Source organism: Microbispora sp. NBRC 16548 (genome assembly GCF_030268985.1).
Classification (GTDB): Bacteria; Actinomycetota; Actinomycetes; order Streptosporangiales; family Streptosporangiaceae; genus Microbispora; species Microbispora catharanthi.
The window spans coordinates 336796-356585 of the sequence record NZ_BSSF01000010.1 but is presented as its reverse complement, the minus strand read 5'-3'; the positions used below and the strand labels follow the sequence as shown (position 1 = coordinate 356585).

Below are 19790 nucleotides of genomic sequence, written 5' to 3'. Positions count from 1 at the left end.
AGCTCCTCGGCCTTCATCGCCGGAGCGGCGGCCTTGAAGGTCTTGCCGTAGGCCCACTTGAGGGTCTTGCCGGTGAAGGCGTAGTTGCCGTCCGGGTGCGACCCGCTCGGGTAACCGAAGACGAAGACCCCGGTGCCGATCTTCTGGTTGTAGGCCAGGCCCTGACCACCGACGTTGCTGCCGAGGGTGCCGACGTCCTTCAGGGCGATGTCCACGATGTGGCCGGTCAGCCTGAACTTCTTGGCGATGTTCACCCAGAACTTGGCCTTGTACCAGCCGTTGTTCTGCGTGAAGTAAAGGACACCGTCCTTGACGCCGAACTCGTCGTTGCCCACAGCCGCGACGAACTCGTCCTTCGAGATCCGGGTGACCTCGTAGCCGGCCTTGCCGTGGAAGGACGCGTCCTTGACCTCGCCACGGACCAGCGGAACGAGCTTGTCAGCGCCGTAGTGGAGGAACGTGCACCACTCGTCGGTGGGCACGTAGACCTTCTGGGACTCCTGGCCGTGCTTGGCCAGCTCCCAGCCCCACCGCTCGTCCCACGGGTTCTTGACGTCGTTCGGGCCGAAGGGCACGATCTCGCCGGACCAGCCGGTGGTCTTGAGCTCGAGGTCGCTCTTGGCCTTCTCCGCCTCGGCGCGGGTGTCGAACGTGCGGTCCTTCACCCAGTTCTTGACCTTGTCGACGGCCACGTCGGTGACCTGAACGCCGTTGTACACGGTGACGAACGCGTAGTCGCGGTCGCCGTCCTCGTACACGTCGTAGTCGTAGTGGGTGTAGGCGGTCTTACCGACGTAGATGCCCCACGGGGTCTTGCCCTGGTAGTAGCCGGGGACGAAGACCCACTTGTCGAGGGTCTCGCGGTTGCTCACCGTGTCGTAGACACAGTGGCCGGCGGTCGCCACCAGGTTCTTGTAGCCGCTCTGCACCGAGGTGGCCGAGCACCAGTGAGGCTTGCCGTCGCCGCCGATGAAGAACACCTTGCCGGTGGTCTTCGGCAGGTTGACGTTCTTCAGGGTCGCCGTGGAGGGCTTCTGGTCGCCGCTGGAGCCGACAACGCCGGCCTTGCTGTCGGCCGAAGCACCACCGGTCGAGACGTGACGCGTGGGGATGGTCGTCTCGACGTTGTACGGCGTCGCGTTGATCAGGTTTGCCCGGGCCTCGCCGAACCAGAACGCCGCCACCTGCTTGGCGGCGAAGTTCGTGTTCGCGAGGTTGATGGCCGGGATCTCGTCGGCGGCGTGAGCCGGCGCGGCGATGGCGGCGGAGGCCAGCAGGCCCGCCGCGATCCCGCCGAGGGCGAGAGTGCGCTTCATGGATTTCTCCCTGGTCTGTCGTGGGACGTCACTTGCGCCCCATGCGTCAGTGAAGGAACGAGGAGAAAGGTATAGGAGGAATAAGGGTGGTGTAAGTGGTCTCGGGGGGTTCGTTCTCCAGCCGCCAACCCCGCGGCATGGGCGCGTCAGGTGGCTCACGCGACGTTTTGGCTGATCATCTATGGACCGGTCCGACCGTCCTTACCTTGGGTAATGGAACGGTTCAGGATGGATGTGACGCAAATCACAGTTTGTGGTGAAACCGGGAAAGGTCCTAATGCCGTCAAAACGGTCACATCGCCAATGGGTCGCTGGAGCCGCTCGAGCCGTCCCCCTGGGCGAGCGCGCCGCACTTGCGAACCGCATGCCGCGTCGGCACTGCCGATGCCGCCTGCGGACCGGATCGGCTAGGCCCTCGGCGTCCTGACCATCGAGATCGATCTGGTCACCGACCCGCCGTTTGATCAGTCAGCGGCCCTGACGGCCATGTGACCTCTGGGCATGCGAAAAGGGCCCGGCCGGAGGCCGGGCCCTTCCCTTTATGGTCCAGTCAGAGCGTCAGAGAGCTAGTCTCAGACGATCTTGCCGGAAGCGAACTTCGCGGCGTACTGGTAGACGGCCAGGGTCTCACCGTCGAAGTACGGGGAGACGCTGGTGTCGATGCGCTTGTTGCCGTCGGTGTCGGAGACCGCGATGGTCACACCGTTCAGGTAACCAAGACGCTTGGTGCTGCTGTAGCGGTACAGCCAGGACGAGCCGATCGAGCCCTCACCGGTGAAGGAGGACTTGATCCCGACGAGCTCCTCGGCCTTCATGGACGGAGCGGCGGCCTTGAAGGTCTTGCCGTAGCTCCACTTGAGGGTCTTGCCGGTGAACTGGTAGTTGCCGTCCGGGTGCGACCCGCTCGGGTAACCGAAGACGAAGATCCCGGTGCCGATCTTCTGGTTGTAGGCCAGGCCCTGCCCACCGACGTTGGCGCCCAGGGTGCCGACGTCCTTCAGCGCGATGTCCACGAGGTGGCCACGCAGCTTGTAGTCGACGTCGAACAGGACCCAGAACTGGGCCTTGTAGTAGCCGTTGTCCTTCGTGTAGTAGAAGGACTTGCCGTCCGACGAGAAGCCGCCGTCGCCGTACTCCTGCTTGCTGACACGGGTGATGGTGAAGCCGGCCCGCCTGCCCAGCTTGACGTCGGTGCTCTCGCCGCGGACGAGCGCCTCGGTGTTCTCCTTCGCCCAGCCGGTCAGCCTGCAGAAGTCGTCCCAGCTGACGTAGCCCTTGACCGACTCCTCGCCCTTCTGGGCCAGGTGCCAGCGGTCGGGAACGGCCACGATGTCGCCGGCCCAGCCGGTGGTCTTGAGCTCGAGGTCCTTGCGGGCCTTCTCGGCCTCGGCCTTGGTCTCGAACGTGCGGTTGTCCACCCAGTTCTTGACCTTGTCGGTCGACACGCTGGTGGGCAGGACGCCGTTGTAGACGGTGACGAACGCGTAGTCGCGGTCGCCGTCCTCGTAGACGTCGTAGTCGTAGTGGGTGTACGCGGTCTTACCCACGTAGATGCCCCACGGGGTCTTGCCCTGGTAGTAACCCGGGATGAAGACCCACTTGTCCAGCGTGGCCTTGTTGGTCGCCGTGTCGTAGACACAGTGACCCGCGGTCGCGACCAGGTTCTTGTACTGGCTCTGCACGGCGGTCGCCGAGCACCAGTGCGGCTTGTTGTCGCCGCCGATGAAGAACACCTTGCCGGTGGTCTTCGGCAGGTTGACGTTCTTCAGGGTCGCCGTGGAGGCCTTCTGGTCGCCGCTGGAGCCCACGACGCCGGCCTTGCTGTCGGCCGAGGCACCGCCCGTGGAGACGTGCTTGGTCGGGATCGTGGTCTCGACGTTGTACGGCGTCGCGTTGATCAGGTTGGCCTTGTTCTGGCCGTACCAGAACGCCGCCACCTGCTTGGCGGCGAAGTTCGTGTTGGCCAGGTTGACGGCCGGGATCTCGTCGGCGTGAGCCGGCGCGGCGACGACGGCAGAGGCCAGCAGGCCCGCCGCGATCCCGCCGAGAGCGAGGGTGCGCTTCATGGGTTTCTCCCAGGTCTGTCGTGGGACGCCGCTTGCGCCCCATTCGTCAGTGAAGGATCGAGGAGAAAGCTATAGGAGAGTTTTCTGAGGCGTAAGCGATCGGCGGCTTGTGCTCGCAGCCGCCTCTGCTGTGCCGATCCCTCGTCCGGCTGCGTCCGGCGACGTTTTGGCTGATCACCAAGGGTGAGTTCCGGTCTTCCCTATACGGGCCATGAGTGCCTTGTGTGACGCAAATCACACTTCTGAGTGAAACCGGATGAGGCTCGCGTCCGTCAAAGCGGGCCTCTCGGGCCCCTCGGCGCGCTGACAGTCGCCCCTGGGAGGAGGCGAGGCGGTTTCCGGACATGCGAAAAGGGCCCGGCTGGAGGCCGGGCCCTTTCCTGTGGTCCAGTCAGAGCGTCAGAGAGCTAGTCTCAGACGATCTTGCCGGAAGCGAACTTCGCGGCGTACTGGTAGACGGCCAGGGTCTCACCGTCGAAGTACGGGGAGACGCTGGTGTCGATGCGCTTGTTGCCGTCGGTGTCGGAGACCGCGATGGTCACACCGTTCAGGTAACCAAGACGCTTGGTGCTGCTGTAGCGGTACAGCCAGGACGAGCCGATCGAGCCCTCACCGGTGAAGGAGGACTTGATCCCGACGAGCTCCTCGGCCTTCATGGACGGAGCGGCGGCCTTGAAGGTCTTGCCGTAGGCCCACTTGAGGGTCTTGCCGGTGAAGGCGTAGTTGCCGTCCGGGTGCGACCCGCTCGGGTAACCGAAGACGAAGATCCCGGTGCCGATCTTCTGGTTGTAGGCCAGGCCCTGCCCACCGACGTTGGCGCCCAGGGTGCCGACGTCCTTCAGCGCGATGTCCACGAGGTGGCCACGCAGCCTGTAGTCGACGTCGAAGTTGCCCCAGTAGGTCGCCTTGTACCAGCCGTTGTCCTTGGCGAAGTAGAAGGCCTTGCCGTCGGACGACCAGTGGTCGCCGCCGTTGCCGTACTCCTCCTTGGAGACCCGGCTGACCTCGGTGCCCCACGTCTTGTCGTCGTAGGTGGAGGTGCCGTTGTTCTTGGCCTGGTTCTCCAGGGTGGTCAGGTTCGCCGGGACGGCACCGCCGAGCTGCGCGGCAGTGGCGGGCGCCTTCGTCGAGTCCGGCGTGTGGAGGCGGACCCGCTTGGTGTAGTCCACCACGGGCACGATCTTGCCCGCGAAGCCGGTGCTCTTGAGCTCCAGCTCCTTCTGAGCCTTCTCCGCGTCGGCCATGGTCTCGAACGTGCGGTTGTCCACCCAGTTCTTGACCTTGTCGACGGCCACGTCGGTGACCTGGACGCCGTTGTAGACCGTCACGAACGCGTAGTCGCGGTCGCCGTCCTCGTAGACGTCGTAGTCGTAGTGGGTGTACGCGGTCTTACCCACGTAGATGCCCCACGGGGTCTTGCCCTGGTAGTAACCCGGGATGAACACCCAGTTGCCGAGGGTGTCCTTGTTGCTCACCGTGTCGTAGACGCAGTGACCCGCGGTCGCGACCAGGTTCTTCCACTGGCTCTGCACGGCGGTCGCCGAGCACCAGTGCGGCTTGTTGTCGCCGCCGATGAAGAACACCTTGCCGGTGGTCTTCGGCAGGTTGACGTTCTTCAGGGTCGCCGTGGAGGCCTTCTGGTCGCCGCTGGAGCCGACGACGCCGGCCTTGCTGTCGGCCGAAGCACCACCGGTCGAGACGTGACGCGTGGGGATGGTCGTCTCGACGTTGTACGGCGTGGCGTTGATCAGGTTCGCCTTGTTCTGGCCGTACCAGAACGCCGCGACCTGCTTGGCCGCGTAGTTCGTGTTGGCCAGGTTCACGGGCGGGGCGACGTCGGTGTCGGCGTGGGCCGGCGCGGCGACGGCGGCAGCGGCCAGCAGACCCGCTGCGATCCCGCCGAGAGCGAGAGTGCGCTTCATGGATTTCTCCCTGGTCTGTCGTGGGACGTCACTTGCGCCCCATCCGTCAGTAAGAGACGAGGAGAAAGGTATAGGAGAGTTAAGGGTGGTGTAAGGGCATTCGTGGCCTCTGTTCGCTCGATGCCGACCCCGCGTCAACCCGTCGTTCAAGCCTTCTGGTGCGTTTCCGCTGATCATTTACGGGGTACCGCAAACTTCTTGACCGACCCGAACAGCTGCAAATGTGATGCAGATCACAGGCTACGGTGAAACCGTGGGGTCGCCGTTCCCGTCCAAAATCGGCTCCTCCGGGCGCTGGGCGGCTGCCGGCTCGGCTCGCTCCCCGCATGCCCGGAACCGTCCACTTCTTCCGTCTCCGGAGCTTGGATGAAGGGCGGAGGCGGGCATCCCGCCCCTCGGTGAGGCGGCGCCGACTACGCATGGCTACCGCGTTCGCGGTCCCGCCGTCGCGCATGACCCCTGTCTTCGCCGCTGCGGCCGGCATGGATGCGGCGCACGCCGTCGGCGGGCGATGGCGTTTGGAACGATCCGTTCAAGCAGCGGCGGGAATTGAATCGGTCCAATCAGGGGGCTTGGATCGCATTCTCCGCCCGGCATTTGTCGGCACCTTGTCAAGGCGGACAGGGAGGAGCGGAACCCTTCTCGGTCATCCTGAAGGAATGATGCGAGCGCTTGTACTGGGCAGATCACTTACGTGCGCTTCAGCTCGGACCGAGCGGTTGGGCGATGCGGAAGGGCCTCGACTCACCAGCTCCACGCCGCGGGCGGGCGGGCAGGGCAGGGCGGCGTCCGTCTTCCTACGCCGGCGCCGCAGCGACGAGGCCGGGCATATGGGGCCCTCGCTCGCGGCATCCGGCTCTCGCCGGTCGAGTGGGGTCGCTCCCGCGCCCCCCCACGGGGCTGAGGCGTAGGGGCGACGACGCCTGCGTGGAGGAGGCACGCGCGCCGTACGGCGGGGGCGATGTTCCTCGCCCAGGGCGGCGTTCCGGAAGAAACGAAAGGGCCCGGATGGACAAGCCATCCGGGCCCTTCCTGAAGCCGTCAGGAGTCAGAAGACTCAGACGATACGGCCGGAAGCGAACTTCGCGGCGTACTGGTAGACGGCCAGCGTCTCACCGTCGAAGTACGGGGAGATGCTGGTGTCGATGCGCTCGTTGCCGTCCACGTCGGCGAGACCGATGGTCACACCGTTGAGGTAGCCGAGCCGCTTGGCGTTGCTGTAGCGGTAGAGCCACGGCGAACCGATCGAGCCCTCACCGGTGAAGGAGGACTTGACGCCCACGAGCTCCTCGCCCTTGATGGCTGGGACGCTCGCCTTGAACGTCTTGCCGTAGGCCCACTTCATGGTCTTGCCGGTGAACTGGTAGTTGCCGTCCGGCTCCGACCCGCTCGGGTAGCCGAACATGAAGATGTTCGTCCCGATCTTCTGGTTGTAGGCCAGGCCCTGACCGCCCACGTTGTCGCCGAGACGACCCACGTCCTTCAGGGCGATCTTCAGCGTGCCGTGCGGCCTGTGGTCGTTGCGGCTGTACGACGCCCAGAACGTCCGGGCGTAGTACTTGTACTTCGGCCGGTGGCCGTTGTCGTCGCAGTGGTCCCTGCCGCCGCCACGACGGTCGTTGTCGGCGGAGAAGGTGTCGCGGGGGCCGCGGTCGTCGTCGCACCAGTCGGGCTTGCCGGTCGGCTTGCCCGTGGGGGTGGCGCTCGGCGACGGCGACGGGGAGGCCGACGGGCTCGGGCTGGGGGAGGGCGACGGGCTGGCCGACGGCGACGGGGACGGGCTGTGCTTGGGGCCACCGGGGTTACCGGGGCCACCGCCGCCGGGGCCGCCCTTGAAGAGGACCACGTCGTCCGCGGCGGGCCTGCCGTGGTCGTGACCCGGGCCACCGTGGCCGTGGTCGTCGTTGTCCCAGACCTTCTTACGGAAGTACAGGGTCTTGCCGTCACCGCTGACGTACGAGTCGAAGCGGCTGTTGTACTGCCGCTCGCTGATCTCGCGGGTCTGGACACCCGTGCCCTTGGCCCAGGGGCCGTTGCCGGTGAGGTCCCTGCCCCTGTTCAGGGCCTGGAACTCGCGCACGGACAGGCGCTCGGTGCGGTGGTCGTCACGACCGTGGTGGTCGTCACGCCCGTAGCGGTCGTCGCGGCCGTGCTCGTCACGGTCGTTGCGCCCGCGGTCGTGTCCACGGTGGTCGTCACGGCCGTACCTGTCGTAGCTGACGCCGGTGACCTGGACGCCGTTGTAGACGGTCACGAACGCGTAGTCGCGGTCGCCGTCCTCGTACACGTCGTAGTCGTAGTGGGTGTACGCGGTCTTACCCACGTAGATGCCCCACGGGGTCTTGCCCTGGTAGTAACCCGGGATGAAGACCCACTTGTCCAGCGTGGCCCGGTTGCTGTCGGTGTCGTAGACACAGTGACCGGCGGTCGCCACCAGGTTCTTGTAGCCGTTCTGCACCGAGGTGGCCGAGCACCAGTGCGGCCTGTGGTCGGCGCCGATGAAGAACACCTTGCCCACGGTGCGGGGGAGGTTGACGTTCTTCAGGTTGCCGGTGGCGGCCTTCTGGTCGCCGCTCGACCCGACGACGCCGGGCTTGCTGCTGGCGGACGTCCCGCCGGTCGAGACGTGCTTCGCGGGGAGCTTGGTCTCGACGTTGTACGGGGTGGCGTTGATCAGGTTGGCCCGGGCCTCGCCGAACCAGAACGCCGCCACCTGCTGAGCCGCGAAGTTCGTGTTCGCGAGGTTGATGGCGGGAATCTGGTCGGCGGCATGGGCCGGTGAGGCGACGATGGCGGAGGCCAGGAGGCCGGCCGACACACCGCCGAGGGCGAGAGTGCGCTTCAAGGTGGATCTCCCTGGTCTGTCGTGAGGCGCCACTTGCGCCCCATGCGTCAGTGAAGGAACTAGGGAAGTTATAACGAAGAAACCCTCTGAAAACAGATATTTCAGAATTTCCTCTTCATGCCTACAGGGTCTCCACACTCCGCCGACGGCGGTGCCGCTGCGCACCGTCCGCCTCGTCTCCGCTGATCACGCAGCATCCGCGCGTCTCCGGCTTTGGGTACGCATGGACCGGTCCAAGAACAGGTGTGACGAAAATCACATCTAAATGGGCTTATTCATGCCGGTTGTGAATGAGTCAGCGACGGGTTGACGCGGCGTCCAATGGGCCGTCGAAAGCGTCAAAAGCGACAAATGGCAGAGATGGGCAGGTATTGTCCCTGATGAGGGCGTTTGTCAGCCTCAAATCCCGCCATGGTCCGGCCGGTTTCCGCCTCCATGGCGACGGCCATTCGAGTCTCGAGTGCCCTGGCGGCCGAACCGGGGGCGCAGGAAGTCTGCCGGATCAGTGGGTGGCCGCGTCGGAGGTGTCGAAGGGGACCAGAAGTGTGCGCAGCAGGGCGGCGAGGGCCTGCTGCTCGTGCTGTTCGAGACCCGCGAGCAGTTCGCGTTCGCGCCGAAGCAGGTCGGCGAAGGCGGCGTCCACGCGGTGCATCCCGGCGGGGGTCAGTCGCACCAGCACACCGCGCCGGTCCTCCGGGTCGGGGCGCCGGGTGACCAGCCCGGCGGCGGCCAGCCTGTCGATGCGGTTCGTCATCGTGCCCGAGGTCACCAGAGTGGCGCGCAGCAGCGCCCCCGGGCTCAGCTCGTACGGCTCGCCCGCGCGGCGCAGGGCCGTCAGCACGTCGAACTCCCACGACTCCATGTCGTGCGACGCGAAGGCCGCGCGGCGCTCGCGCTCCAGGTGCCGGCTCAACCGGGAGACTCGGCTCAGCACCTCGAGAGGCGTCACGTCCAGGTCCGGGCGCTCCTGCTTCCAGGCCGCGACCAGCCGGTCCACCTCGTCCTCGACGGGCCTAGAGAAGGTCATGGGCCGAGTCTAGCTTCTCTTGACATCGAGATATCTCGCGCGATATCGATTTATCTCGACGTCAAGATAATGGAGGAGGCCGCATGGGCGCGGACATCTGGGATCCGGAGGTCTACGAGCGGTACGCGGCCGAGCGTGGCCGTCCCTTCCACGAGCTCGTGGCCCGGGTGGGCGCCAGGTCGCCCGAGTATGTCGTCGATCTCGGCTGCGGCACCGGAGAGCTCACGGCGACCCTGTGTGACCGCTGGCCCGGTGCCCGGGTGCACGGCGTCGACTCCTCGCCCGCGATGATCGCCAAGACGCCGCCCGGGCCGACGTTCGAGGTGGCCGACGTCCGCGACTGGCGCCCGCCGCGCCCGGTCGACGTGATCGTCTCGAACGCGCTCCTGCAGTGGATTCCGGAGCACCCCGACCTGCTGCGCCGGTGGAGGAGCCACCTGACCGAGGGCGGCTGGCTCGCCTTCCAGGTGCCCGGCAACTTCCACGCGCCGAGTCACGCCGTCGTGCGCGAGCTGTGCCGTACGACCTGGCGGGAGGAGCTGGGCGACGTGCCGCGGGGCGTGCCGGTCGGGGATCCCGCCGACTACGTGGACCTGCTCGCCGGTCTGGGCTTCACCGTGGACGCGTGGGAGACGACCTATGTACATGTCCTGCCCGGGGAGGACCCGGTGCTCGGCTGGATCAAGGGCACGGCCCTGCGGCCCATGCTCGACCGGCTGCCGCCCGAGCGCCACGCCGACTTCCTGGCCGACTGCGCCCGGGCCCTGCGGGCCGCCTACCCGCCCAGGCCGTACGGCACGCCGTTCCCGTTCCGGCGGATCTTCGTGGCCGCGCATCTGTGAGGCTTGTTCACCTTAGCGTGGCAGTATGACCGCCAACCGGGATATCCAGGGGGAACGGTGGCGCTGGAGATCGAGGACAAGTTCGACGTTCCGGAGGGCTTCGCCCTGCCCGACCTCGGCGGCGTGCCGGGATGTGAGGGGGTGTCCGAGCCGCTCTCACACCGGCTGACCGCGGTCTACTTCGACACCCCCGACCTGCGGCTGGCGGCCCGGGGCGTCACCCTGCGCCGGCGGCGCGGCGGAGACGACGAGGGCTGGCACCTCAAGCTGCCCAAGGCCAAGGGCGCCCGTCAGGAGATCACCCGGCCGCTCACCCGCAGCGCAAAGGTGGTGCCCGCCGAGCTGGCGAGCCTCGTCCTCGCGTACACGCGGGGCGCCCCGCTCGCGCCGGTGGCCCAGCTGGAGACCCGCCGGGGGATCACCCGGCTGCTCGGTCCGGCCGGCACGGTGCTCGTGGAGATCGCCGACGACCGGGTGAAGGGCACGGTGCTCGGCGACGAGCCGGTGGTGCGGCGCTGGCGCGAGGTCGAGGCCGAGCTCAAGGAGGGCGAGCGCGACCTCCTCAAGAAGGTGGCCAAGCGGCTGCGCAAGGCGGGCGCCGCTCCCGCGGACAGCGCGAGCAAACTCGCGCGCGTCCTGGGGGACCGCATACCCGCGCCGCCGCCGAGGACCCGGCCCGAGCCCGATTCGGCAGGAGAGGTCGTCGTCGCCTACCTCCGCGCTCACGCCGACGCGCTGATCGCGCAGGACCCGCACGTACGGCTCGGCGAGGAAGACGCCGTCCACAAGGCCAGGGTCGCCTGCCGCCGCCTGCGCAGCGCGCTCAAGGCGTTCAAGCGGATCGTCGTCGGCACCGAGCACATCCAGGGGGACCTCCAGGAGGAGCTCAAGTGGCTCGGCGAGGTGCTGGGCGAGGCCCGTGACCTGGAGGTCATCCGGGCCCGCTTCGCCACCCGTCTCGACGGTCTCGACCCCCGTTTCGTCACCGCCGACGCGCGCCGCAGGCTGGGCGACGACCTGCTGGCCAGGGAGCACGACGCGTACGAGCGCATCCGGCGCGCGCTCAGCGAGGACCGTTACTTCGCGCTGCTCGACGCCCTCGACGCACTGGCCGCCGACCCGCCGCTGACGGCCACGGCGGCCAAGAACGCGGACAAGGCCCTGCCGAAGATCGTGGACAGGAACTGGCGGCGGGTGACCGACGCCTACGAAGCGGCGCGGTGCATGGAGGAGGGCGAGGAACGGGAGACGGCCATGCACGACGTGCGCAAGGCCGCCAAGCGCGCCCGATACACGGCGGAGGCCGCCGGCATGTCCGGCGCGGCCGAGCGCGCCAAGCAGGTGCAGGAGGTGCTCGGACGGCACCAGGACGGCGTCGTCGCCCAGGGCGTGCTGCTTGAGGAGGCCGGAAGGGCGCGGCAGGCCGGGGAGGACACCTTCACCTACGGTGTGCTGGCGGGCATCGAGAGCGCCGAGGCGGCCCGGGCGCAGGAGGAGTTCCCCGCAGTCTGGTCCCGCCTCGCCTGACACCCCGCCCGACACCCCGCCTGACCCTGCCGCCTGACCGCGCTGGTCGTCTCAGGTCGCGTACCGCGCTGCGGGTCTCAGGTCGCGTACCGCGCTGCCGGTCTAGGTCGCGTAACGCTCCAGGCTCACGACGTGGTCGCCCGCGCCGGCGGTGCCGTGGCCCGGATCGGCGGCTGGGTCTCTGTCGGCGGCGCGGTCTCTGCCGACGGCGCGGTGGAGCACGGCGAAGCCGCCCTTGGCGAGGGCGTGGTCGGCGGTCCGCACCCCGCGCAGCGCCTCGCCGGCCATGCCCAGCAGCTCGGGCAGGACCTTGCCGTGGCTGCACAGCACCGCGGGCACGGGCGCGGCCAGCAGACCGCGCACGGTGCGTTCCGCTTCGCGCGGGTCGTAGCCGCTCTCCGACAGCGCCGTCTGCTCGCGCATCTCCAGCCCGTGCCGCTCGGCGTACGGCCTGAGCGTCTGCGTGCATCGCCTGCTGTGCGAGCTGACCAGGACGGACGGGCGATAGGCCCCCAGCACCGTGGCCAGGACCTCGGCCTGGGCGCGGCCGCGCTCGTCCAGCGGGCGCCGGTCGTCGTCGCCCTTCCACTCCTGCCGGGAGCCCGCCAGCGCGTGCCGCAGCAGGATCAGTGGCGTGGTGACGAGGGGAGCGGCGCCGACGGCGCGCAGCAGGCTGCGGTCCCAGGCGTAGGTGAGGCGCCGCCGTGCCTCCTCGATCGGCAGCCACGCCACCTCGTCGACCTCGTCGCCATCGGCCGCGACCTGGTCGCCGAGAGCGTGGGCGAGCCAGTAGTCCACCCGCTTGAGCCGGCCGTCGTGCAGGTAGTGCACGGGCGGGAGCGCGCGGCCGAGCACGACCCGCAGGCCGATCTCCTCCCGCACCTCGCGCAGGGCCCCCGCGATCACGTGCTCGCCGTGCTTGAGCTTCCCCTTGGGCAGGCTCCAGTCGTCGTACGCCGGGCGGTGCACGAGGGCGACCTCCGGGTCGTCCTCGTCCCCCCGCCAGACGACCGCTCCGGCCGCCCTGATCATGCCCTTGGCCATACCCCTGACCATGCCCTCGGCCGTCACTCCGTCACATCGTCCACGGTTCGCCAGCGTCTCCCGGCGATCAGGTGGTGCTGCAGATCGACCTCGCCCCGGTGACGCAGCCACTTGCCGTCGGAGTGCAGCGTCCACGCGGTGGTGGTGTCCAGGAACGCCAGGTCGAGCAGATCGGACAGATACCTGCGCTGCTGCGGACTGGTGACCTTGACCAGCGCCTCGACCCGCCGGTCCAGATTGCGGCGCATCAGGTCGGCGCTGCCGATCCAGATCTCCGGCCGCCGCCCTCCGCCGAACTCGTACACCCGGGAGTGTTCGAGGAAGCGGCCGAGCACGCTGCGTACGCGGATGTTCTCCGACAGGCCGGGCACGCCCGGGCGGAGCGTGCAGATGCCGCGCACCCACAGGTCCACCGGCACTCCCGCCTGCGAGGCGCGATACAGCGCGTCGATGATCGGCTCGTCCACCATCGAGTTGGTCTTGATCCGGATCCGGGCCGCGCGGCCCGCCCCGCGGTGGGCGATCTCCTGCTCGATCCGGGCGAGCAGGCCGCGGCGCAGCGAGTCGGGCGCGACCAGCAGCCGGCGATACTCGGACTGGTGGGAGTAGCCGGTCAGGTGGATGAACAGGTCGGTGACGTCCTCGCCCACCTGCGGGTCGGCGGTGAGCAGGCCGAAGTCCTCATACTGCCGGGCCGTCTTCGGGTTGTAGTTGCCGGTGCCGATGTGGCAGTAGCGCCGCAACTCGCCGCCCGCCTCCTGGCGGACCACCATCGACAGCTTGCAGTGCGTCTTGAGACCGAGCACGCCGTAGACCACATGGCACCCGGCCGTCTCCAGCTTGCGCGCCCAGGAGATGTTCGCGTGCTCGTCGAACCTCGCCTTGATCTCCACCACGACCACGACCTGCTTGCCCGCCTCGGCCGCGTCGATCAGCGCGTCCACGATCGGCGAGTCGCCGCTGGTGCGGTAGAGGGTCTGCTTGATCGCCAGCACGTCCGGGTCGGCCGCCGCCTCCTCCACGAACCGCTGCACGCTCGTCGCGAACGAGTCGTACGGGTGGTGGATGAGGATGTCGCGCTCGCGCAGGACGGCGAACAGGTCGTCCTCGGCGCTGATCGCCTCCGCCGGGACGAACGGCCGGTAGTGCAGCTCCGGGCGATCGAGGTCGGCGATGGCGTGCAGCCCGGTCAAGTCGAGCGGCCCGGGCAGGCGGTAGATCTCGTTGTCGGACACGCCGAGCTCGTCCACGAGCAGTTCCAGCACCTGGGGGGTGATGGTGTCCTCGACCTCCAGCCGCACCGGCGGCCCGAAACGGCGGCGCAGCAGCTCGCGTTCCAGCGCCTTCATGAGGTTCTCCGTGACGTCCTCATCGACCTCGAGGTCCTCGTTCCTGGTCACCCGGAAGACGTGGTGCTGCACGACCTGCATGCCCTTGAACAGCTCGCCCAGGTGGGCCGCGATCACGTCCTCCAGCGGGACGAACCGGTTCGGCGAGGCCGTCACGAACCGCGGGAGCTGCGAGGGGACCTTCACCCGCGCGAACACCGTGTGGCCGTCCTCCGGGTTCCGCACGGTTACGGCCAGGTTCAGCGAAAGACCCGAGATGTACGGGAACGGGTGGGCGGGATCGACGGCCAGCGGTGTCAGGACCGGCCGGATCCGCTCACGGAAGAGCTTGCGCAGCGCCGTCCGCTCGTCCCTGGCGAGGTCGTCCCAGCGGACGATCGCGATGCCCTCCTCCGCGAGCTCCGGGCAGATGCGGTCGTGGAAGACCGCCGCGTGCCTGCGCGCGAGCTCGTCGGCGACCGTCGCGATCCGCGACAGCGCCTCGCTCGGCTTCAGCCCGCCCGTCGTCCGCAGCAGCAGGCCGGTCGCCATCCGCCGTTTGAGCCCGGCCACCCGTACGCGGAAGAACTCGTCCAGGTTGCTCGCGAAGATCGCGAGGAACCTCACGCGTTCGAGCAGCGGCACCGAGGAGTCCTCCGCCAGCTCCAGGACGCGCTCGTTGAACTGGAGCCAGCTCTCCTCCCGGTTGAGGAATCGCTCGTTGGGCAGCGGGGCGCGCGCGGGGAGGTCGGCCTCTTCCGGCTCATGTGCGGGGGAGCTTTGGGCGGACATATAACGAAATATGCCCTAAGTCGTTGAACGGAACGTTAACTTCACCGCAACGAAAGCGTCAGGCCGGTTTCGGCGGGCCGCGTTCTCCCTGATCGCCGCGCCTCCCGCGCATCGGCGACCGCCGCCACGAACCGCCTCCCGTGCGTCGCCGACCGCCTCCCGCGAGCCGCTTCCCGTGCGTCGCCGGCCGCCGCCACGAGCGGCTTTCCGCGGTGTCCCGGCGAGCTCCCCCGAGTCGCAGGCGGGGCGGTCAGATCTCCCCGTGCTGCTGCCGGTCGAGCCCCTTCGCCCGCTCGCGCTGCAGGCGTTCCAGTTCCTTGGCCCGCTCGCGCTGGCGGCGTTCGAGCTCCTTGGCGCGTTCGCGCTGCTCTCGCTCCTGCGCCTTCTCCTGCTCGCGGCGGAGCTTCTCCTGCTCCTTCGTCTGCCGTTCGAGCTCCTTGGCGCGTTCGCGCTGCTCGCGTTCCTTGGCCTTCTCCAGCTCGCGCTGCTGGCGTTCGAGCTGCTTGGCGCGTTCGCGCTGCTCTCGCTCCTGCTCGCGGCGAAGCTTCTCCTGCTCCTTCGAATCGCGCTCGGCGGGTCTCGCCGTACGGGTCTCCGCGGCGGGGGACAGGACCAGGCCGCGTGTCGCGGCGGTGAGCGCGGGATTGGGATCGAGGCCGGTCAGGCCGTTCCAGGACAGGTTCACCAGGTGGGCGGCGACCTCCTCGCGGCGCGGCTTGCGCACCTCGAGCCACCACTGGCCGGTGAGAGCGGTCATCCCCACGAGCATCTGGGCGTACATCGGCGCGAGCTTGGGGTCGTAGCCGCGCTCCACGAACTCGTCCGCCAGGACGTCCTCCACCTGGCTGGCGATGTCGCTGATCAGGCTGGCGAAGGTGCCCGTACCCGAGGCGGCGTGGGAGTCTCGGACCAGGATGCGGAAGCCCTCGCTGCTCTCCTCGATGTACTGAAGGAGGGCGAGCGCGGCCCGCTCCAGCTTGACGCGGGCGTGCGAGGCCGACAGAGCCTGGGTGACCAGGCTGAGCAGGCGCTGCATCTCCCGGTCGATGACGACGGCGTAGATGCCCTCCTTGCCGCCGAAGTGCTCGTACACCACGGGCTTGGACACCTTGGCGCTGGCCGCGATCTCCTCGACCGAGGTGCCGTCGAAGCCCTTGTCCGCGAACAGGGCACGGCCGACCTGGATCAGCTGCTCGCGCCGCTCCGCGCCGGTCATGCGTCTTCGGGATCGAGAGGACTCGCTCACGGGTTCCATCATGGCGGGTGCGGCGGCCCGGACCCGGCTCGGGCCGGTCGCCGTCTTACGGGGAGAAGGCACCGGACGCGCCGGTACGGCCACCGCGGAGGCGGGGGCCGTACGAGTGCCGGTGCCGGCGGGTGCCGGGAGGGCGGATGTGGCGGGCACCGCCGGAGAAGACGGTGCCGATGCGGGGGGCGGTGTGAGGGACAGGGCCGCCGCGTTCCGGAGAGCGACCCTGCCGTCAGCGCTGACTGAGTCGTCAGGCAATTCGCTTCGCCGCCAGCCGCTCCGGGGTCGGCCAGCGCACGTCGTGGGCCCATCCGGCCTTCTCGAACCAGCGGATCAGGCCCGCGCTGAGGTCGATCTGGCCCTTGAGTGCGCCGTGCCGGGCGCAGGTGGGGTCGGAGTGGTGCAGGTTGTGCCACGACTCGCCGAACGACGGGATGGCCAGCCACCAGACGTTGCGGGACTTGTCGCGCGACTCGAACACCTCCTCGCCGAACACGTGGCAGATGGAGTTGATCGACCAGGTGACGTGGTGCAGCAGCCCGATCCGCATCAGCGTGCCCCAGAAGAACGCGGTCAGCGCGCCCTGCCAGGACCAGGTGATCAGACCGCCGAGGACCGGCGGGAGCAGCAGGGAGGTGATCGCCATCGTGGGGAACCACCGGTGCAGCTTCATGATGTCCGGGTCCTTGAGCAGGTCCGGGGCGTACTTGGCGCGGTTGACGCGCTCGACCTCGAAGAGCCAGCCCACGTGCGCGTACAGCAGGCCCTTGCACATCGACTTGAAGCCGGGCCCGAACCGCCACGGCGAGTGCGGGTCGCCCTCCTTGTCGGAGAACTTGTGGTGCTTGCGGTGGGCGGCGACCCAGTCCAGCACCGACATCTCCAGCGAGAGGCTGCCGGCGATCCCGAGGGCGATCTTCAGAGGCCGGTTGGCCTTGAACGAGCCGTGTGTGAAATAGCGGTGGAACCCGACCGTGACCCCCAAGCCGGACACGACGTAGAACACGGCGGCGATCGCGATGTCCGTCCAGCCCAGGCCCCATCCCCAGGTGAACGGCACCGCGGCGATCACCGCGAGGATCGGAAGGCCGACGACGAGTGCGAAGACGACCAGATCGGCTTTGCTCTTGCCTTCCGGCTCGAACTCCGGCTTCGGCTGTGGTGAGGGACGTTCGGTCAGGACGGTCATGGGCTACCTCACGAGATGGGGAAGATTGTCTGGCTACGGAACCGTAACCTACGCCATCGTAAGTTAGGAATCCCTAAGAGCGAATGTGTGGAAGGTGACGCTCCGGGCCACATCTGGTGGCGAATCCACGCCTTGCACCAACGGACGGCCATCTGGTAGTGCCTCGTACTCACTTCCGGCCGCGTCGCCGATGCCGCGGCGTCCACGCCGACCTGCCCGAAATGTCCTCTCGGTAACATCCGGATTCGCCGTACTTCAGGCCATACGTGGGCGTGTCAGGCGGGCGGGGGCGGGGGCGGCGGCGACGGCGGCCGGGGCGTGCACCGTGAACCGGCCGCGGTAGCGGTAGGGGTCGACGGAGATCCGCTCGGAGATGTAGCGGATGCATGAGGTCGGCGCCGGGCGGCTCGCGGGGCGTGAAGCGCGGCCCGTTCGGGCTGTGCAGGCGCAGCCGGTCGACACGGAACGTGCGCCGGCGATCGCGGTGGGCGCGGCCGGGTCCACGGTCGCGGCCCGGCCCGCCAGAGGAACCGTGACCGACCGGAGGTCGCCGACGTGGTGCCGGAGCCGGGACGGGAGGACCTGCTCGAGCCTGGCGAGGGCGCGCGCCGTCGCCGGCCCGCTCCGTACGTGCTGAATTTTGGGGGCGCGCGCCAGGGGGACGGCTCTGTATCCTGAGTGCGGATTCCGGCGGCTGCCGGAACCCGGCAAAACGGCACTTCGCGCCCTTCCCGGGTCGTCTAGGGGCAAGACTACAGATTTTGGTTCTGTCAACGGAGGTTCGAATCCTCCCCCGGGAGCCTGTTCATTCGGCCGTCCGAGCCCCAGGGGGGCTGGTTCCCTTCCGGGGTACGGCAGGTAAGCTCACCTTGTCGAGCGGGTGACCGTGCGGTTCCTGGGTACTTGGACGCGTGGGAAGCCGCACCCGATTTGTACAGTCACGATCCGTGTAGTAAGCCGCGACGCCGAGGGAGCCTCAGTCCGTGAGTGTGCCGCGCCCGGCAGCCGTGATCGTCCTCGCCGCCGGCGAGGGCACCCGGATGAAATCGAAAACCCCCAAAGTCCTGCACGAGGTCTGCGGCCGAACGCTCGTCGACCACATGCTCGCCGCCGCACGCGGCCTGTCGCCCGAGCGGCTGATCGTGGTCATCGGGCACGCGCGCGAGCAGGTCGGCGCCCATCTCGCGACGACCTCCGTGGACGCCCGTACGGTCGTCCAGGACAAGCAGAACGGCACCGGCCACGCCGTGCGCACCGCGCTCGAAGCCGAGGGCCCGATCGACGGCACCGTCCTGGTGACGTACGGCGACACGCCGCTGCTGCGCACCGAGACCCTGGCGGCCCTGCTCGAACGGCACGCCGCCGACGGCAACGCCGTCACGGTGCTGACCGCCGTCGTCCCCGACCCGACCGGCTACGGCCGGATCGTGCGTGCCGAGGACGGCGCGGTGCTGGAGATCGTCGAGGAGAAGGACGCGACCCCCGAGCAGCGTGCGATCGCCGAGATGAACTCGGGTGTGTACGCCTTCGACGGCGCGCTCCTGGCCGACGGCCTGAAGCGGATCGGCGCCGCCAACGCCCAGGGCGAGGAGTACCTGACCGACGTGCTGGCCATCCTCCGCGAGGACGGCCACCGGGTGGGCGCGCACGTGGCCGCCGACCACGCCGAGGTCGAGGGCGTCAACGACCGCGTCCAGCTCGCCTTCGTCCGGCGCGTGCTCAACGACCGCATCCTGCAGGCGCACATGCGCGCCGGGGTGACCGTCGTCGACCCGCCCAGCACATGGGTCGACGCCGGGGTCGAGATGGAGCCAGACGCCGTGATCCACCCCGGCACCCAGCTCAAGGGCGCCACCAGGATCGGGGCGGGAGCCGAGGTCGGGCCGGGCAGCACGCTGACCGACACGGTCGTCGGCGAGGACGCGATCGTGCGCAACACCGTCGCCGACGGCGCGGAGATCGGTCCCGGCGCCGCCGTGGGCCCCTTCGCCTACCTGCGCCCCGGCACCGTGCTCGGCGCCAAGGGCAAGATCGGCGCGTTCGTCGAGACCAAGAACGCGCGGATCGGCGAGGGCTCCAAGGTCCCGCACCTGACGTACGTCGGCGACGCGACCATCGGGGTCGGCTCGAACATCGGTGCCGCCTGCGTCTTCGTCAACTACGACGGCGTCTCCAAGCACCACACTGTCGTGGGCGACCACGTGCGCGTGGGCAGCGACAACATGCTCGTCGCCCCGGTCACGATCGGCGACGGAGCGTACACGGCCGCCGGATCCGTGATCACATCCGACGTGCCGCCCGGGGCGATGGCGGTCGCCCGCGGCAAACAGCGCAACGTCGAGGGCTGGGTGACGCGCCGCCGCGCCGGCACCAAGTCGGCGGAGGCGGCCCGGCGGGCGATCGAAGCCCGCGACGCGGCCGCGGCGAACGGCGGAGACCCTGCCGGTGATTAGGGCCGGTGATTAGGGCCGGTGATTAGGGCCGGCGATTAGGACCACCTGCGGCCCGCCTCCCCGCGGGCCGTACGGGGACAGGTAAGAGTACGAGGCGCGGTCTGACCGCGTAGCGCCGAAGGGCCAGGCCAGGAGGACACCGTGACCGACCACATCGACCGGGCGAAGGGGTTTGCGAGCCCCGGGCGAG

12 protein-coding genes and 1 tRNA gene are annotated in these 19790 nt (G+C 68.7%); 4 read left to right on the top strand and 9 right to left on the bottom strand.

The window, feature by feature from the left end:
• The 5 genes from QSK36_RS27870 to QSK36_RS27850 form a co-directional block, all read right to left on the bottom strand.
• Window positions 1–1316: trypsin-like serine peptidase (locus tag QSK36_RS27870; protein WP_285784409.1), on the bottom strand; the 1316-nt coding region annotated here is incomplete at its 3' end.
• A 572-nt stretch (window positions 1317–1888) separates the two neighbouring features.
• Window positions 1889–3382, bottom strand: coding sequence for a trypsin-like serine peptidase (locus QSK36_RS27865; protein WP_285784408.1), 1494 nt, complete (start codon window positions 3380–3382; stop codon window positions 1889–1891).
• 413 nt (window positions 3383–3795) lie between these two features.
• On the bottom strand, window positions 3796–5304 hold the full coding sequence (locus QSK36_RS27860; protein WP_225898736.1) for a trypsin-like serine peptidase: 1509 nt from the start codon (window positions 5302–5304) through the stop codon (window positions 3796–3798).
• Window positions 5305–6361: 1057 nt separating this feature from the next.
• Window positions 6362–8149, bottom strand: a complete 1788-nt coding sequence (locus QSK36_RS27855) for a trypsin-like serine peptidase (RefSeq protein ID WP_285784407.1) — start codon at window positions 8147–8149, stop codon at window positions 6362–6364.
• Window positions 8150–8651: 502 nt separating this feature from the next.
• A complete protein-coding gene (locus tag QSK36_RS27850) occupies window positions 8652–9176 on the bottom strand; it encodes a MarR family winged helix-turn-helix transcriptional regulator (protein ID WP_139577263.1) in 525 nt (174 codons plus the stop codon).
• Window positions 9177–9259: 83 nt separating this feature from the next.
• Between QSK36_RS27850 and QSK36_RS27845 the strand changes: the two genes are divergently transcribed.
• Window positions 9260–10018 (top strand): trans-aconitate 2-methyltransferase, encoded by a 759-nt coding sequence (locus QSK36_RS27845; RefSeq protein WP_183542752.1) that lies wholly within the window; start codon window positions 9260–9262, stop codon window positions 10016–10018.
• Window positions 10019–10075: 57 nt separating this feature from the next.
• The gene (locus QSK36_RS27840) at window positions 10076–11545 is read left to right on the top strand and encodes a CYTH and CHAD domain-containing protein (protein WP_285784406.1); all 1470 of its coding nucleotides are present in this window, start codon (window positions 10076–10078) and stop codon (window positions 11543–11545) included.
• Between the two features lie 102 nt (window positions 11546–11647).
• Here the strand turns inward: QSK36_RS27840 and QSK36_RS27835 are convergent, their stop codons facing one another.
• From QSK36_RS27835 to QSK36_RS27820, 4 genes are all read right to left on the bottom strand, one after another.
• Complete coding sequence (locus tag QSK36_RS27835; protein WP_285784405.1) at window positions 11648–12589, bottom strand: NUDIX hydrolase; 942 nt, start codon at window positions 12587–12589, stop codon at window positions 11648–11650.
• Between the two features lie 23 nt (window positions 12590–12612).
• The gene (locus tag QSK36_RS27830; protein WP_139577265.1) at window positions 12613–14709 is read right to left on the bottom strand and encodes an RNA degradosome polyphosphate kinase; all 2097 of its coding nucleotides are present in this window, start codon (window positions 14707–14709) and stop codon (window positions 12613–12615) included.
• A 250-nt stretch (window positions 14710–14959) separates the two neighbouring features.
• On the bottom strand, window positions 14960–15925 hold the full coding sequence (locus tag QSK36_RS27825) for a TetR/AcrR family transcriptional regulator (protein WP_183542748.1): 966 nt from the start codon (window positions 15923–15925) through the stop codon (window positions 14960–14962).
• Between the two features lie 283 nt (window positions 15926–16208).
• On the bottom strand, window positions 16209–17147 hold the full coding sequence (locus tag QSK36_RS27820; RefSeq protein WP_183542746.1) for an acyl-CoA desaturase: 939 nt from the start codon (window positions 17145–17147) through the stop codon (window positions 16209–16211).
• Window positions 17148–17876: 729 nt separating this feature from the next.
• Here QSK36_RS27820 and QSK36_RS27815 point away from each other — a divergent pair.
• Window positions 17877–17947: transfer RNA gene (locus tag QSK36_RS27815), tRNA-Gln, on the top strand.
• A gap of 183 nt (window positions 17948–18130) precedes the next feature.
• Window positions 18131–19600 carry a bifunctional UDP-N-acetylglucosamine diphosphorylase/glucosamine-1-phosphate N-acetyltransferase GlmU gene (gene glmU, locus QSK36_RS27810; protein WP_285784404.1) on the top strand — a complete coding sequence of 490 codons (1470 nt, stop codon included), beginning with the start codon at window positions 18131–18133 and terminating at the stop codon, window positions 19598–19600.
• Window positions 19601–19790 lie beyond the last annotated feature (190 nt).